The following is a 16,458-nucleotide window of genomic DNA, read 5'->3' on the forward strand; positions in this document are numbered from 1 at the left end:
TGGCGCCCACCTGGTTGAAGGGGAATTGAATGGCTGAGGTTGTGCTCAAGGACGTGGTCAAGACCTACGGCAATATCTTTGCCGTCAACCACGTGTCGCTGAAGGTTGCGGACGGCGAGTTCGTGGCGCTGGTCGGGCCGTCGGGCTGCGGCAAGACCACGACGCTCAACCTCGTTGCGGGCCTGATCCCGATGTCGGGCGGCGACATCATGATCGGCGACCGGGTGGTGACGGACCTTGATCCCAAGGACCGGGACATCGCCATGGTGTTCCAGAACTATGCGCTCTACCCCAACAAGTCGGTCTACAACAATCTCGCCTTCCCGCTGCAAATGCGGAAGCTGAGCAAGGCGGACGTCGACAGCAAGGTGCAGGCGGCGGCCAAGGTGCTCGACATCACCCACCTGCTCCAACGCAAGCCGCGTGAACTGTCCGGCGGGCAGCAGCAGCGCGTGGCGCTGGGCCGGGCGCTGGTGCGCGACCCCAAGGTCTTTTTGATGGACGAGCCGCTCTCGAACCTTGACGCCAAGCTCCGCGTCCAGATGCGGTCGGAAATCAAGCGCTTCCACCAGGACCTCAACGCCACCATCATCTACGTGACGCATGACCAGCTCGAGGCCGTCACCATGGCTGACAAGATGGCGGTGATGAATGGCGGGTTCCTGCAGCAATACGACACGCCGGCCAATGTGTTTGCCCATCCGGTCAACATGTTCGTTGCGAGCTTTGTCGGCAGCCCGGCGATGAGTCTGATCCCGCTGACGGCGGTGACCAAGGGTACCGACGTGGTGCTGACCAGCGCCGAGGGCTGGGAACTGCCGCTGTCGCCAGCCAACTCCAAAAAGTCATTGAAGGCCAAGAGCAACAAGCTGGTGCTCGGCGCGCGGCACTCGACGGTGCGCCTGCACACATCGCAGGTGCCGGGCTCGGTGCCGGGCAAGGTCTATACGGTCGAGCCGACCGGCGATGTGACCTTTGCGCAGGTGTTCGTTTCAAGCGCCATTCTCAATATCAGTCTTGCTCCGAGCGTTCAGATCCGCCCGGACGAGACGGTGTTCATCGAATTCGATCAGGAGCGGATGCACCTGTTTGACGGCGAGACGGAGATGGCGCTCGCTGACTGATCCCTGCCTGTTGTTCAAACCCCTATTGCCCGTTTCGCCACCACACTGACGACGGGCCCCCAACCCGGACATTGATTGATGACTTCGACTGCTGCGGACGCCGCCCTTAATCACGTCAACACCCGCTCCCGACCTTCGGACCTCCGCATCACCGATATGCGGGTCGCCGAAATCGAGGGCGCGCCGTTTCGCTCGGCGCTGCTGAAAATCTATACCAACCAGGGGATTGTCGGGCTCGGTGAAGTCCGCGACGGCGCCAGCGCCACCTTCGCACTGATGCTGAAGAGCCGGCTGCTCGGTGAAAACCCCTGCGATATCGACAAGCTGTTCCGCCGCATCAAGCAGTTCGGCGGTCATGGCCGTCAGGGCGGCGGCGTCTCTGCGGTGGAAATCGCGCTCTGGGATCTCGCGGGCAAGGCTTACGGCGTGCCGATCTACCAGATGCTGGGCGGCAAGTTCCGCGACCAGGTGCGGGTCTATTGCGACACTGACGCGGATCGCCCGAGCGGCACCGCGATGGGCAAGCGCCTCAAGGAGCGCATGGATTTAGGTTTCACCTTCCTCAAGATGGACCTCGGCCTGATGCAGATCGCCGATGTTCCCGGTGCGGTCGTGGGGCCGGCCGGCTCGATCGAGCCGTTCCGCCAGCATGCCGGCGGCCGGCCGCCCAAGGATGCCGAGCAGCGCCGCGTCTTCAACGCGCGCTACAATGCGCAGAACGTCATGCACCCGTTCACGGGCCTGCATTTCTCCGAAAAGGGCCTCGACCTCCTCGACCAGTACATGGCCGAAGTGCGGGCCGAGATCGGCCCGGAAATCCCGCTGGCCATCGACCATCTGGGCCATATCTCGCTGCAGGACGGCATCCGCCTTGCCCGCCGGATCGAGAAATACACCCCGGCCTGGCTCGAAGACGTGATCCCGTGGCAGTTCGCGGACCATTACCGCCAGCTGCAGCAGGCGACATCGGTGCCGATCTGCACGGGTGAGGACATCTACCTGAAGGAAGGGTTCGAGCCGCTGCTGAAGGCCGGGATTTCGGTGATCCACCCGGATCTCCTCACCACCGGCGGCATCCTCGAAACCAAGAAGATCGGCGACATGGCGCAGGACCATGGCGTGTCGATGGCGATCCACATGGCCGAGAGCCCGATTGCGGCGATGGCGGCGGCGCATGTGGCGATGGCGACCGAGAACTTCCTCGCGCTCGAATTCCACTCGGTCGATGTCGACTGGTGGGACGATATCGTCACGGGCCTGCCCAAGCCGCTGGTCAAGGATGGGTTCATCACCGTGTCGGACAAGCCGGGTCTTGGTATCGACGACATCGTCGACGAAGTGATCGCGGGGCACCTGCAGGAGGGCGTCACCGGCATCTGGCAGCCCACCGAGCAGTGGGACGACGACTATTCCTGGGACCGGATCTGGAGCTGAGGCCTAAAATGAAGATCAAGGATATCAAGGTCATCGTCTGCTCGCCCGGACGCAACTTCGTGACGGTGAAAGTCATCACCGACGAGGGCGTCTATGGCATTGGCGACGGCACGGTGAACGGCCGCGAGCTGGCTGTGGTCAGCTATTTGCAGGACCACATCGCCCCGACGCTGATCGGCAAGGATCCGCTCCGCACCGAGGACATCTGGCAGTACCTCTACAAGGGCGCCTACTGGCGCCGCGGGCCGATCACCATGGCGGCAATCGCTGCGATCGACATGGCGCTGTGGGACATCAAGGCCAAGGTCGCCAACATGCCGCTCTACCAGCTCCTGGGCGGCAAATCGCGCGACAAGGTGATGGTCTATAAGCACGTTGGCGGGCTCGATATTCCCGAGGTCGTCGATGGCGTGCAAAAGCTCAAGGACCAGGGCCTTGAAGCCATCCGCGCGCAGGTCTCGATCCCCGGCCTGCCGCCGATCTATGGCACCGGGCCTTCCACTGACCAGGCGGCCGGCGGCATGATCAAGCCGATGGTGACCGAGGAAGTCTGGGCGACGCACAAGTACATGCCGCTGGTACCCAAGCTGTTCGAAAAGCTCCGCGATGCGGTTGGTTGGGATGTGCACCTGCTCCACGACGTCCACCACCGGCTGACCCCGATCGAAGCGGCGCGGCTGGGCAAGGACCTTGAGCCCTACCGGCTGTTCTGGCTTGAGGATGCGATCCCGGCGGAGCTGCAGGAGGGTTTCCGGATCATCCGGCAGCATACCACGCAGCCGCTCGCCGTGGGCGAAGTGTTCAACTCGATTTACGACACGACGACGCTGATCTCCGAGCAGCTCATCGACTATATTCGCGTCACCGCCGTGCATGCCGGTGGCGTGACGGGCATCAAGCGGATCTTCGATTTCGCCGCGATCTACCACGTCCGCTCGGCCTGCCACGGCCCGATGGACATGTCGCCCGCGACGATGGGCGCCAACATCCATGTCGACACCGCGATCAGCAATTTCGGCATCCAGGAGTTCACCGGCTACACCAAAGAGACCTACGACGTCTTCAAGTGCGACTGGCGCTACGAGCGCGGCTATCTCTACCCCAACGAGACGCCGGGCAGCGGCACCGATATCGATGAAGCGCTGGCCGCCAAATACCCCTATTCCGCTGCCTACCTGCCGATTGCCCGGTTGGAAGATGGCTCGATGACCAGTTGGTGAGGCAAAGACCATGAAGATCACCGCCATCAAGCCCTTCCCCGTCTGGGTGGGGCACCGCAACCAGATGATCGTCAAGATCGAGACGGATGAAGGCATTTTCGGCTGGGGCGAAAGCGGGCTTTCGGGCCGCGAGAAGGCCGTTGTCGGGGCGATCGAGCATTTTGCCGAAATCCTCGTCGGGCTCGATCCGTTCAAGATCGGCCATATCTGGCAGTTGCTTTATCGCAGCCAGTATTTCGAGGGCGGGCGCGTGCTGACGGCGGCGCAATCGGCCATCGATATTGCGCTCCACGACATCAAGGGCAAGGCTCTCGGCGTACCGGTCTACGAGTTGCTGGGCGGCAAGGTGCGTGACGCGATCCCGACCTTTGCCTCGACCGGGGCGATCAATGGGCAGGATACGATCGATGCGGCCAAGGCGCTGATAGCGCGCGGCTGGTCGACGATCCGGTTCTTTCCGGCGGCCTGGGACAATCCGGGCAATATCTTCGAGCCGCGCGAGTCGGTGGGCAAATCCGCCCGTTTCCTGATCGAAGCGCGCGAGGCGCTGGGCGACGACGTGGTGCTGGGGATCGACTATCACCACCGGCTCTCGGTCGCGGAAACGGCGAGCTTTTGCCAGAAGATGCCATCGGGAACGATCGACTTTCTCGAAGAGCCGATCCGGGACGAAACGCCAGAGGCATACGAATCATTACGAAAGCTTACCGACGTGCCGTTTGCGATCGGCGAGGAGTTCGCCTCGAAGTGGCAGTTCCTGCCGTATATCGAACGAGGCATCCACCAGTTCAACCGGATCGACCTCTGCAATGTCGGCGGCTTTACCGAGGCGATGAAGGTCGCGGGCTGGAGCGAGGCGCATTATGTCGACCTTATGCCGCATAACCCCCTGGGCCCGATCTGCACGGCGGCGACGATCCACATGTCGGCAGCGGTGCCGAATTTCTTCGCGCTCGAGACGCGCGCCAGCGCTACCGATCTCTATGCGGGCACGCCGACGGCGGACCTCTTCCCAAAAATGCCGGTGCTGGACGGAGCGGTGTTCACCGTGCCGGACGGTCCGGGCCTCGGTATCGAGGTCAACGAAAAACTGCTCAATACCGATAGCTTCCGCAACTGGCAGGCGCCGATGCTCACCCGCCGCGACGGCTCGGTCACCAATTGGTAAACCACTGATATAACGAGGATATCATGCGCACAATTCAGACTCCCATCCCCACCTTCAAGCGTCCCTCCAAGGACCTGCTCGACGCTCTCAGGGACATCGGCACCGCCACCGTCGCTGGCTCGCTCGGCCATGCCGGCTTCCGCAACCCGCACATGGTCGGTCCGGTCTCGCAGAACCCCGGCGCCTCGATTGTCGGTGTCGCGCAGACGCTACAGTTCCTGCCGCAGCGCCCAGACCTCTTCGCCGAGGGTGAGTATGCCGATCCCGAGGTCCAGCTCCACCGCCACGTTCTCTACGAGATCGAGGAAGGTGACGTGGTCGTGGTCGATGCGCGCGGCGACATGAGCTCAGGCGTGTTCGGCGACATGATGTCGACCTACTTCAAGGGTCGCGGCGGCGCCGGCATCGTCATCGACGGCGTGATGCGCGACCGCCCCAATGTGCAAAAGCTTGGGCTCAACACCTGGCTGCGCGGCTGGACCCCGAACTACCACGTGCAGGTCTCGATTTTCCCGAACGCGGTGAACGTGCCGATCTCGTGCGGCGGTGTCACGGTCATTCCGGGCGATATCATCATGGCCGATGACGACGGCGTGGTTGTGCTGCCGCAGTCGATGGCCGAAAAGGTCATCGAGGATTCAAAGAAGCACGCCGAGTGGGAAGTGTTCAGCCGCGAAAAGCTGATGATCGGTGCCGACCTCCGCCGCTACTACCCGCTGCACCCGGATGCTGAAGATGAGTATCAGGCGTGGCGCGCCGCCAAGGGCCTGCCACCGAGCCCCAGCCACTGATTTCCAGAAGGGGCGGCCATTGCCGCCCCTTTTCTACATCACAGCCTGCGCGAACTAGCGGCCGCTGATTGCCGCGCGATAGGTGCCGTCGCCGAATTGCTGGACCGTGAACCGCAGGGAGAGGCGCTCTGACTCTCCCCGGTAGACCACAGTGATCGTGATGCCGCAGACAAGCTTGTCCTTGTTCGCCACCAATGTCTTCACGTTGCCGATATGCGCCACATTGATACCGTAGGACAGCAACGAGCGGCCATCCTCCAACTTCCCCTTGGCGAAGGTATCCTTCATTGCGGTTACCACTTCGCGCGCCTCGCAGGGGCTCGTGGTAACCTTGGCTGCCAGCGCCGATGACAGCATCAGCATTGTTACGGCCGAAGCCAGCAGTACGCGACGAAACATCTAGGACCCCGTTCTAAAATCTGTCATTGGCAGCAACAGAGGCAATCTCTGCTGCCCGCTACCATCCATACTTGATGATCACATTATTACCAGATGCTTTTGTGACGATTACTTAATGCGCCAGCGACGGACGCAACTGCTGTGACGCAGGGGCATTCGCTCAGCGGGGGCGCGCCGTTGGGGGATTTCTGTTGTGCCCCACTTCGGAATTCATGACGGCCCGGAGCACGGGCGATGATAGGCAACGGGCCTCAGGGAGTTGCCATGACCATCATGTATTTCGTGCAGGGCTTTCGCCAGAAGGGTCGAAAGCTCGAACCGGACGCGCCGCAGGCCGCCAAGAGCGCCGAAGCGGCGATCGCCACGGCCGAACGACTGTCGCCGAGCCGCTCTGGCGTCTGGGCCTATTGGGCCAATATCGATGTCGAGACCGACACCTACGACGACCCGCAAGTCCTGCTCCGCATCGGCACGCTGCCGCAGGGGCTGGGGGAGTAGAAACCCCGAAATGCAGAATGGCGCCCTTGGGCGCCATTCAATATCAGACTTCAGGCGGGATCAGAACTCCGCCCAGTCCTTCTTCAGCGCCGCATTGCCCTGGCTGAGATAGCTGTCCGCAGCGGACCTCACCTTGGACTGCAGGGCCTTGATGCCGGACGCTGGCTCAGTGCGGAGCACGCGGCGTGCCGGACCATCCACCACAAAGACCTCGACGATCCGGTCAAGCTCATTGGCCTGGCTTTCGGTCTGTTCGATGGCGGCATTGGTCTCTTCGACCAGCGCGGCATTGTGCTGGGTCATTTCATCCATCTGCCGGATGGCAGTAGTGACTTCGGAAATGGCCGAGGACTGCTCGCGGGTGGCATCGGAAATGCCCTGGGTGAGCGACGCGCTTTCGCGGATATCCTCAAGCATCGAGACGAGCTTCTGGGTCGCCTCGGAGACGAGCTTGCTGCCCGAACTGACCTCGCCAGCCGACTGTTCGATCAGCGCCTTGACCTCAGAAGAGGCGCTGGCGGCAGACTGGGCGAGGCGCCGGACTTCCACGGCCACCACGGCAAAGCCCTTGCCCGCATCACCGGCGCGCGCCGCTTCGACCGAAGCGTTAAGGGCCAGCAAGTTGGTCTGGAAGGCGATATCGTCGATCAACCCGATGATGTTGGAGATCTTTGCTGAGGACGAACTGATGCGCTCCATGGCGGTGTTGGACTTGGTCATCACCTCGCCCGTCTCTTCAGCCGTAGTCGAAACCGACCGCGCCTTGCTGGACGCCTGCTCGGCGCGCTTGGCGTTGTCGACGACGGTGGACGCGAGCTGCTCCATGGCAGCAGAGGTCTCTTCGATGGCTGCCGCCTGCTTGGTGGTGCGCTCGGCAAGATCATTGGCGCCGGCAAGAATTTCGCCGGTTGCGGTCTTCAGCCCGCCAGAGGTGGAGCGCAACTGGCCCACGACCTGGGTGAGGTTATCGACCACGGCGTTGGTATCGGTCTTGAGCTTGGCAAAAGCACCTCGATAGTCACCCTGCACCTGCTTGGTGAGGTCGGTGCGGGCGAGCGCTGCGAGCACATCGCCAGTTTCGCCGAGGCCACGATCCACGGTTTCGACAAGGCTGTTGACGCTCTTGGCGACGCCCATCAGATCGGCATCCTTGAGGGTGACGCCGATACGGCGGGAGAAGTCGCCCTCCACCGCAGCGTCAACGACTTCGCCCAGTTCCTTGACCAGCGCGGCCATGGCGGCGGCGCGCTCGCGTGTCTGGCCGGTGCGCACGGCTTCGGCAGCGTTCAGTTCTTCCACCTGGATGGCGTTTTCCTTGAACACCTGCACGGCGGCAGCCATGTCGCCAATCTCATCGGGGCGGCCGACATAGGGGATATCGGCCTGCAACTCGTTGCGCGCCAAGGTCGACATGCGGGCGGTGATCAGGCGGATCGGCTTGGCGATAGAGCGCGAGCCGAAAATGGCAGAGCCGATCATAACGAGGATGGCGATGACGCCGAGCACCAGACCGACCAGCATTGACTGCGACGTCTGGGCGCCGGCTGCGTCCTGGGCCTCGGCTTCGACTTGTGTGGTAGCTGTGACGATTTCGTCGAACTGGGTGACGGTGACGGCGGAGGCCAGCTTCAGCTGCGCCTCGATATCGGTACGCTTGGCTGCCAGCGAGGGGTCACTGCTGCCCGGAGGCAAGGCCATCTGCTGCTTCAGGATGGGGAGCAGATCGGCATTCAACTGCAGGTAGGTGGCAGCTGACTCGAGTGCCTTGTCCACGCGCTCAATATTGGCGGCGAGGCTCATCCGCGACTTGGCGTCGTCGAGCGCGGCCTTCATAGCATCCGATTTCTCGTGCTCGCTGGCGAGGGCGGCTTCCGCCTCATCGGGCGACTGGGAGAGACGCATATCGCGCGCCGCCATCTGCGTCTCGCGCATGCTGACTTTTGCGTTCATCACCGACCGGCTGATCGACACTTGATTGTCGGCTCTGGCGTCCAGCGCATTGCTGTTTATGACGCCGTAGAGATTGCTGCCGACGACTGCTGAAATCAGGACAATACCCAAACCGGACATAGTCGCGAGTTTGGTCCCAAGCCGCATTTTAGAAAAAGAAAAGCCCCAAGCCATTGTCGTCCCCTTCTAGGATTTAAAACAATGGAGCGAGGGTCACACGACAGTGTTAACGCGTTGTTATAATTGAGATAAGTTCTAGCCGCGCATAAATCTCCACACTTCTGAGCGCTTTCAGAATATCCCGAAAGGACCGCCGACAAGGTCCGTTTCCCGTTGCTTTGGGGGCGACGCTGGCACCGGCCCCGCCAATTGACGGCAAGATAGCGCGCAGCGGCGTCTCAGCGCGGAAATGTGCCGGGCGTCAGAAGGTTGCCGTTGGCCCAGGCGGTGATCAACGCACCGGCAATAGCACCCTTGCGGGGGACGGCGATGGTGGGATGTTCACCGGCAAGGATGGAATGCACCTCGCTGCGGGTGACCCAGCGGGCGTCGGCGAGTTCGATCGGATCGGTGGTGATCGCGTCGGTCAGGGCCTCGCCATGGCAGCCGAACATCAGTGACATCGGGAACGGCCAGGGTTGGTTGGCGACATAGCTGACCGGGCCAACGCGAACGGCAGACTCTTCGAGGGTTTCGCGGCGCACCGCCGCCTCGATGGTCTCGCCCGGTTCGACAAAACCGGCAAGCAGCGAATACATGCGCTCGGGCCAGCTTGGCCCGCGACCGAGCAGCAGGCGATCGCCGTGAGTGATGGCCATAATCACCACCGGATCAGTGCGGGGGAAATGCTGGGTGGCGCAAGCGGGGCACTTGCGCTGCCAGCCGGAGAGTTCGACCCCACTGGGGGCGCCGCAATTGGCGCAGAAGCGGTGCGTGCCGTGCCAGCTCTGCAGCGCGCGGCCAACGGCCACGCACTCACCATCGAGGGGCGATAGGTTGGCCATGACGCCGCGGATTTCGCCAAAGTGTGCGCCAGGGAAGCTGGGGTGGACCTGCAGGCTCGCATCGGTGAACTGGCCAACTGTCGCCGCATCCTCGTGCGGCTGGAACAGCGCGAGATCGGCGGCGAAGCGGGGACCGTCATCGCCGAGGCCCAGCAGCAGCGGCGCGTCGCGGCAGTCCTTCAGCGCCGGGTGATCGAGCGGGATACGCAGCGGCTGGCCCTCGGCATCGAGCAACAGCTTGCCGCGCCAGAACACCAGGGTTCGGGCGGCCGGATCGCGATGGGCGGTGTCGGATGCACGCAGGTGCGCCGCACGATCGAGTGCGCCGGGTTGAAAAGCAAAACTCACGTCCAAAGCGACACCTGCAACAATCAAACGCCGCCTGTGGATCACTGCCGGCGGTGCCGGCGACGATAGGGTGTTTGCCGTGCTACGCCAAGCGGGGAGCGGACAAACGCATTGATTTCTCCGCTCCCGAAGGGCGCCTTACGACAGGCGGGCGTAGCTCTCGCCGCGGCTCTTGTAGAGCTCCCAGAACTTGTCACCCACGGTCGATGGCGCGATGGGGTTCTCGCCTTCCCAGCCGGTGCCCTTGATGGTGCCGGCGATGGTGATCTGCCCGACATAGACACCCTCGGCCTGCAGCTGCTGCACCAGGAGGCCCACCAGCTTCTGCTTGGCGCCATTGGCCAGGGCAATGCCGGCGTTCTTGCTCATGACAGCGTAGCCGTCGATCTGGGGGTTGAGATCGCCGAAGGCGCCGTTGGTGATCAGCACCGCGCCATCGCCGGCAGCCTTCAGATCAGGCAGGCTGGTCTGGACGGCGGTAAGCAGCCCAACAACGGCGACGTTGAAGACTGCGCTCAGTGCCGCCGGGTTGGCGGCGAGCAGGTCGGGGGCCTCGGTGCCGCCGATGGCGTTCCACTGGATAGCGGTGACCGGCCCCAGTTGCGTCTTGACCGCTGCGAGCGCGGCGATGATCTCAGCAGGCTTGCCGGCATCGGCGATGAAGCTCGCGGCCTTGATACCCTTTGCGACCAGCGCCGCGACACCACTCTCAAGCCGGGCTTGAGTGCGGCCGACCAGCGCGACCTGGAAGCCCTCGGCCCCAAATTTTTCTGCAACGCCGGTGGAAATGCCCGGCCCAAATCCAAAAATGACGATCGTTTTTGCCATGAGTCTTCAAAGACCTGCTTGTTAGCGGCACTGGCCGCGATACTGAGGGAAATAGGGCTAGGTCCGTGCCTTGCAGCCCGCAAGAGGGCACATGAACGTACCTTATAGCCGAATTGAACCTGACTGCCGGGGTATGGCCGGATGACCGCTAGCGTTCGAGGCGGGCGAGGAGGCTCGATGTGTCCCAGCGCTTGCCGCCCATCGACTGCACCTCAGCATAGAACTGGTCGACCAGCGCGGTGAGCGGGAGCCTCGCACCATTGTTCCTTGCTTCGTCCAAAACGATCGAGAGATCCTTGCGCATCCAGTCCACGGCAAAGCCAAAGTCGAACTTGCCCGCGTTCATGGTCTTGTAGCGGTTTTCCATCTGCCAGCTCTGGGCGGCACCCTTGGAGATGACTTCGATGACCGCCTCGATGTCCATGCCCGATTTCTTGCCGAAGTGCACGGCCTCGGCGAGGCCCTGGACGACGCCGGCGATGCAGATCTGGTTCATCATCTTGGCGAGCTGGCCCGAGCCTGACGGCCCCAGCAGCCGGCACGCTTTAGCAAAAGACATGATCACCGGCTGGGCACGCTCGAACGGCGCATCATCGCCGCCAACCATTACCGTCAGTTGCCCGTTCTCGGCACCGGCCTGGCCGCCGGAGACTGGCGCATCAAGAAAATCAAACCCCAGCGCAAGCGCGGCGGCATGCAGTTCACGCGCGATATCGGCGGAGGCTGTGGTGTGGTCGACGAACAGGGTGCCCTTGCCCATCGCAGCAAATGCCCCATCGGCTCCGAGCGTCACTTCGCGCAAGTCGTTGTCATTGCCGACACAGGCGAAGACGATTTCCTGCCCGGCAGCGGCTTCGCACGGTGTGGCAGCAAAGCGCCCGCCATTTTCCTCGACCCACTTTTTCGCCTTGGCCGTGGTCCGATTATAGACAGTAACCTCGTGACCCTTGGCCTTGAGGTGGCGGGCCATGGGATATCCCATCACGCCGAGGCCGATAAATGCTGCTTTGACCATGGTAACCTCTCTAGTCGGTGTCTTCAGTGTAACGCAGACGCGTCTTCATGCGCACCATCCACGGGTCGGGATAGGGAACGGCCGATATCAGGGCCTTGGGCGTCCGTCTAGACGAGTGCTTTAAGCCGATACCCGGGCCTTGATGAGCATCCCCCAGAGCATAGCCTCTCGTGACATTGATGGGGATACACTGCAAACTAGGCACCCGGTGCCGAGCCGCCGCTGGCAGCGAGATGTATTGCCGGTATCGCATCAAGGCGTGCCGATTGTTAAACCCGGTCATCGATGGCAAAAGTCCGGCCACTTGGATGCAGTGGAGGAAAGCGTGTCGGCACCAATCTTTTCGGATCCCGAACTGGACGGCGCTGCCGACCCGACTGTCATCCGTCGTCGGGGTACCGGTGAGTGGGTGATGTTTTACACCGTTCGGCGCGCCAACCACGATGGTCCGGGTGTCGAATGGGTTCATGGCAGCCCGATCGGCATGGCTTCGTCGTACGATGGCGGTGGTAGCTGGCAGTATCGCGGTACGGTCGCAGGACTGGATGATCCGAACGATGCCGGGCTGAACACCCATTGGGCACCGGAGGTCATTTGGGCGCGCGGTGCCTACCACATGTACCTGAGCTATGTTGTCGGAACGCCGGATCGCTGGGCGGGGCATGAGCGTCATATCGTGCATTTCACCAGTTCGGACCTTGAGACCTGGACGCGGCATGGACCTTTGCAACTGAGTTCCAACTTCGTCATCGACGCCGCAGTGACGCTGTGCCCGGATGGGCTTTACCGGCTGTGGTACAAGGACGAGGGGCATGGCTCCGGGAGCTGGGTCGCAAGCAGCCCGGATCTGTTTGACTGGCAGGTTGAAGGCGAGGCGATACCAGGCAACAAGTCGGGCGGCGTGGGCCATGAAGGCCCCAATGTGTTTGAATTGGGCGGCAGCTACTGGATGATCGTCGACGAGTGGCGCGGACAGGGGGTCTACCGCTCCAGCGATGCCCGCGCTTGGCAACGGCAGGGTATTGTTCTCGATTCCCCTGGCGCCGACCCCCTTGATCGTCAGATTGGGCGGCACGGGCAGGTTGTGGTGGCCGGAGACTGGGCGGCGCTCTTTTATTTCACGCATCCGCATTGGGACGGCGAGCATATCGTGGACGCGAACGAAGCCGCGCGGCGCCGCACCGTGATCCATTGGGCCAAGCTCACCGTCGAGAACGGCCAGCTCATCTGCAACCGAGATCCGGGACCGCTCGCCCTTCCGTCCTGAAGCGGTCGGCGGGTTGGCTGGCACTGAGGGTAAAGTTGACAGTTCCTGTTGCTGGCAAGCCATCGCGCGGCGTCCATGTGTGACGAACGCCGCGCGATTGGAAATTGGTCAGCCAGGGCGGTGGGCGGCCCAGGGCATCTGGGTGGCGAATTTGCCGCCAGAAACGTCGATCATTGTGCCGGTGATATAAGAAGCCAGATCGGACGACAGGAAGCAGATGAGCTGGGCGACGTCCTTGGGGCTGCCCCAGCGGCGGAGGGTCAGGGTATCGAGCAGGCGGCCCTTGTCGACGTCGTTTCGTTCAGCGAAGCGGTTCATGCCGGTGGGGATCATTCCGGGGGCGTAGCAGTTGACGGTGATGTCAAACGGGCCCAGCTCGCCGGCCAGAACGCGGGTGAAAGCTTCAACGCCGGATTTCGAGGCAGCATAGGCTGCGCCGCCGATCGAGGGGATGATGGCGGCAAAGGATGAGGCGTTGAGGATCCGGCCAGACTGCTGGCGCTTCATGGTCGGGATCACTGCCTGGCACATCAGGAATGTGCCCTTGAGGTTGATATCCATGTTGAGGTCCCAGACCTCCTCGGAAAGTTCTTCAACACGGGCGCCGCCGGCGACACCAGCATTGTTGACGAGAATGTCGATGCGGCCGAAGGCCCTTTCCACCTCGGCCGCGACGGCGCGGTTGTCTTCGGCTTTTCGGACGTCGCAGAGCAGCTGCAGGCCGGCCCAGCCGTTGCGCTGCCATTCGGCGGCGACTTCGTCGAGCAGTTCCTGGCGGATATCGGTGACGACGACGATGGCGCCCTCACTGGCCAGGGTGCGTGCGATTTCATTGCCGATGCCGCGACCGGCGCCGGTGACGATGGCGACTTTGTCCTTGAGATCAATCAACATTTCAGAGGCTGCCCTGCAGGCTGGAGGGGAGGAGGGTTTGGAGGGTGACGAGCGATTTGAGCATCTGATGTTCCTTTTCAAAAAACGGTAAGTCGGCAATTGGTTGTGTGCCCGGCTGGCAGGCGATCACGCGCACTACAGCCGGATATCTGGAAGACCCGGTACGTTCAGGCGGACGATGGCGCGGCCGTTGGGGCGAACGTAGATAATGAGGCGGCCATCAAGGGTGCGGCGTTGCGGCAAGGTATAGGCGGTATTGTCGCGGAGATCGCCATTCTCGAGCCCGAGCAGCGTGCCGCCCTCGACCTCGACTGACACCATGCGCTCGTCGCAGGCGATGTTGCCCTGAGCGTCGCGGAGCGTGCATTCGATCTGGATGACGTCGTCGGTTGCGAGGCCGGCATCGGCGCACTGGCGGACGGCGTCGGCGGGCGCCTGCCAGACCACGGCGTCAAGCTTTGCCGCCTCCTCTGTCGGCCGGAGATGGTCACGTGCGACCACCGCGCCGTCGCGCAGCGCTTCAAGCACCAACGGGTCGCGGTTGGGTGGCATGACGGCAACCCAATAGCCGTGCTCCGCATCGTGGGTCAGGGCAATCTCTTGCTCGCCGCAGGTCAGGCGCGGGGTGCCCTTATTGGTAAAACACAGAACTTCGATGGCCGACCCGGCGGTGTCGTTCCAGTTGCGGGCAATCGGGTGTGACCAGAAGTTCTTGTCGGCCTCATCGACATAGGGCCGGGTGACGATATGGGCCACGGGCGCGTCTGACCACCAGCTGCGCCGCAGGTGATAGGTGTGCTTTTCGAAGCCGGCTATTGTGAGCAGCCCGGCGCCCGAACCGTGGATGGGCCAGCCGTGCGCCTCGCCAAGGTAGTCGATGCCGGTCCAGAGAAACTGGCCGGCGATGTAGTCCTTTTCGGCGGCATGCAGCCAGTCGGTGTAGCGATGGCCATTCTCACTGCCCAAGAGCGGCTTGTGCGGCAGATGGGCGTGGTCCCCCTCGTAGAGGTATTCCTTGTAGTTATAGCCGACGACGTCGAGCTCATCGAAGAAACCCGTGTGGCGCGAGAGTTCGGGGAAGGCCGCGCCCACCGTTACCGGACGCGTGGGGTCGCTCTGCCGGACGATCGCGGCCAGCCTTTTCGCAAGAGTGGGCAGCCGGCGCGCGTCGGGACGGTTGGGATCGTAAGCGCGCTGCTTGGCCGATTTGTTGGCGTCATTATTGCCAGTCATCGCCTCGAACATGGCGCTGGCATAAGGGTCGTTGGGGTAGTCGATCTCGTTGCCGATGCTCCAGGCGATGATCGAGGGGTGGTTGCGATGGGCGCCGACCATGGCGACAAGGTCGCGCTCGTGCCAATCGTGGAAGTCCTTGGCATAGCCCTGATGGCGCGGCGGATAGACGTTGTGGCCCTGCCACCACTTGTTCTTGGCGTTCTCCCACTCATCGAAAGCTTCATCGATGACGAAGAAGCCGAGCGCGTCACACATCCGATAGAGCTCTGGGGCATGCGGATTGTGCGCCATTCGCACAGCGTTGCAGCCCATGTGCTTGAGCTTGAGCAGGCGGCGCAACCACACGGCGTTGGGAACGGCAGTGCCAAGACAACCGGCATCCTCGTGGAGGCAGACGCCCTTGAGCTTGCGCGCTTCGCCATTAATCGAAAAGCCGTGGTCAGCATCGAAACGGAACGTGCGGATGCCGACAGTCTCTTCGTAGACGGCCTGGTGCTCACTGCCCGCCGCTGACCAGACGAGGGTGGTGGTGAGGCGATAGAGCGACGGGGAGGTGTCGGACCAGAGTTCGGGCTGCGGCACCTCTGTGGTGACTATGGCATCTGCGAAGCCGCCGGCGGGCACCTGCAATTCGGCCTCGAACCGGTGGGTGCGTTCGGATGCGAGAGAGCGCAGATCATGGCGCACGTGTGCCGTAACGGTCTCGGCGGCGTCATTCACCAGCGTGGTCGCGACCTTGATTGAGGCGGCAGCCGCGTCGGCCGAGAGCGTCGTGAACGTCGTGCCGTGCTCTTTGACACGCAGCGCCTGGTGCAGCTCGAGGGAGACACGCCGGGTGATGCCCGAACCGTTGTACCAGCGGGAATCGGAGATGTCGGTGTGCTCGACCCGCACGCTGATGACGAGATCGTCGCCGTTGGCATAGGAGAGGATTTCGGTGAGGTCGAAGGAGAACTCGGCATAGCCCGAGGGACGCCCGCCGACGTGATAGCCGTTCACCCAGACCTGGGCGTTCTTGTAGACACCGTGAAAGACCAAGCGGGCAAGCGTGCCCGCAACCTCACCGAGCGTGCTCAGGGCGATGTGAGCGCGATACCAGCCGATGCCGCCGGGCAGGTAGCCGGTGCCGCTTGACCAAGAGGACGAGAACGGCTGCTCGACGCTCCAGTCGTGCGGAACAGTGAGCGTGCGCCAGCCGGTGTCATCAAAGCCTTTTGCCCAGGCATCGGGCTCATCCGCGAGGATGAAGGTCCACTGGCGGATATCGAATGTGCGCATGAGG

Annotated in this window: 14 protein-coding genes; 7 read left to right on the top strand and 7 right to left on the bottom strand. The window is 62.7% G+C overall.

The window, feature by feature from the left end; all coding sequences use genetic code 11:
- The first annotated feature begins 29 nt into the window (after positions 1-29).
- The 5 genes from ACO06J_RS13800 (at position 30) to ACO06J_RS13820 (ending at position 5,737) form a co-directional block, all read left to right on the top strand.
- Positions 30-1,124, top strand: coding sequence for an ABC transporter ATP-binding protein (locus ACO06J_RS13800; protein WP_421761298.1), 1,095 nt, complete (start codon positions 30-32; stop codon positions 1,122-1,124).
- Positions 1,125-1,202: 78 nt separating this feature from the next.
- Complete coding sequence (locus ACO06J_RS13805) at positions 1,203-2,558, top strand: mandelate racemase/muconate lactonizing enzyme family protein (RefSeq protein ID WP_421761299.1); 1,356 nt, start codon at positions 1,203-1,205, stop codon at positions 2,556-2,558.
- A gap of 8 nt (positions 2,559-2,566) precedes the next feature.
- Positions 2,567-3,778, top strand: a complete 1,212-nt coding sequence (gene manD / locus ACO06J_RS13810) for a D-mannonate dehydratase ManD (RefSeq protein WP_421761300.1) — start codon at positions 2,567-2,569, stop codon at positions 3,776-3,778.
- Between the two features lie 10 nt (positions 3,779-3,788).
- Positions 3,789-4,946 (top strand): mandelate racemase/muconate lactonizing enzyme family protein, encoded by a 1,158-nt coding sequence (locus ACO06J_RS13815; protein WP_421761301.1) that lies wholly within the window; start codon positions 3,789-3,791, stop codon positions 4,944-4,946.
- Positions 4,947-4,969: 23 nt separating this feature from the next.
- Positions 4,970-5,737: a ribonuclease activity regulator RraA gene (locus ACO06J_RS13820; protein WP_421761302.1), complete on the top strand. Its 768-nt coding sequence runs from the start codon at positions 4,970-4,972 to the stop codon at positions 5,735-5,737.
- A 54-nt stretch (positions 5,738-5,791) separates the two neighbouring features.
- Here ACO06J_RS13820 and ACO06J_RS13825 read toward each other — a convergent pair whose 3' ends face one another.
- Entirely contained in the window at positions 5,792-6,136 is a 345-nt protein-coding gene (locus ACO06J_RS13825) for a hypothetical protein (protein ID WP_421761303.1), read from the bottom strand.
- A 264-nt stretch (positions 6,137-6,400) separates the two neighbouring features.
- Between ACO06J_RS13825 and ACO06J_RS13830 the strand changes: the two genes are divergently transcribed.
- Positions 6,401-6,634, top strand: a complete 234-nt coding sequence (locus tag ACO06J_RS13830; protein WP_421761304.1) for a hypothetical protein — start codon at positions 6,401-6,403, stop codon at positions 6,632-6,634.
- 60 nt (positions 6,635-6,694) lie between these two features.
- Here the strand turns inward: ACO06J_RS13830 and ACO06J_RS13835 are convergent, their stop codons facing one another.
- The 4 genes from ACO06J_RS13835 to ACO06J_RS13850 form a co-directional block, all read right to left on the bottom strand.
- Positions 6,695-8,704 (bottom strand): methyl-accepting chemotaxis protein, encoded by a 2,010-nt coding sequence (locus ACO06J_RS13835; RefSeq protein WP_421761305.1) that lies wholly within the window; start codon positions 8,702-8,704, stop codon positions 6,695-6,697.
- A 278-nt stretch (positions 8,705-8,982) separates the two neighbouring features.
- On the bottom strand, positions 8,983-9,936 hold the full coding sequence (gene nudC / locus ACO06J_RS13840) for an NAD(+) diphosphatase (RefSeq protein ID WP_421761306.1): 954 nt from the start codon (positions 9,934-9,936) through the stop codon (positions 8,983-8,985).
- 138 nt (positions 9,937-10,074) lie between these two features.
- Positions 10,075-10,764: an SDR family NAD(P)-dependent oxidoreductase gene (locus tag ACO06J_RS13845; RefSeq protein ID WP_421761307.1), complete on the bottom strand. Its 690-nt coding sequence runs from the start codon at positions 10,762-10,764 to the stop codon at positions 10,075-10,077.
- A 148-nt stretch (positions 10,765-10,912) separates the two neighbouring features.
- Complete coding sequence (locus tag ACO06J_RS13850) at positions 10,913-11,779, bottom strand: NAD(P)-dependent oxidoreductase (RefSeq protein ID WP_421761308.1); 867 nt, start codon at positions 11,777-11,779, stop codon at positions 10,913-10,915.
- Between the two features lie 325 nt (positions 11,780-12,104).
- On the opposite strand from ACO06J_RS13850, the gene ACO06J_RS13855 reads away from it, so the two are divergent.
- Positions 12,105-13,046, top strand: a complete 942-nt coding sequence (locus ACO06J_RS13855) for a hypothetical protein (RefSeq protein ID WP_421761309.1) — start codon at positions 12,105-12,107, stop codon at positions 13,044-13,046.
- 108 nt (positions 13,047-13,154) lie between these two features.
- Here ACO06J_RS13855 and ACO06J_RS13860 read toward each other — a convergent pair whose 3' ends face one another.
- Both ACO06J_RS13860 and ACO06J_RS13865 read right to left on the bottom strand, forming a co-directional pair.
- Positions 13,155-13,940, bottom strand: a complete 786-nt coding sequence (locus ACO06J_RS13860) for an SDR family NAD(P)-dependent oxidoreductase (RefSeq protein WP_421761310.1) — start codon at positions 13,938-13,940, stop codon at positions 13,155-13,157.
- A gap of 135 nt (positions 13,941-14,075) precedes the next feature.
- Entirely contained in the window at positions 14,076-16,454 is a 2,379-nt protein-coding gene (locus ACO06J_RS13865; protein ID WP_421761311.1) for a glycoside hydrolase family 2 TIM barrel-domain containing protein, read from the bottom strand.
- Between the last annotated feature and the right edge of the window lie 4 nt (positions 16,455-16,458).

Origin of the sequence: Devosia sp., assembly GCF_965229025.1 — a bacterium.
In the GTDB taxonomy this organism is placed as follows: domain Bacteria; phylum Pseudomonadota; class Alphaproteobacteria; order Rhizobiales; family Devosiaceae; genus Devosia_A.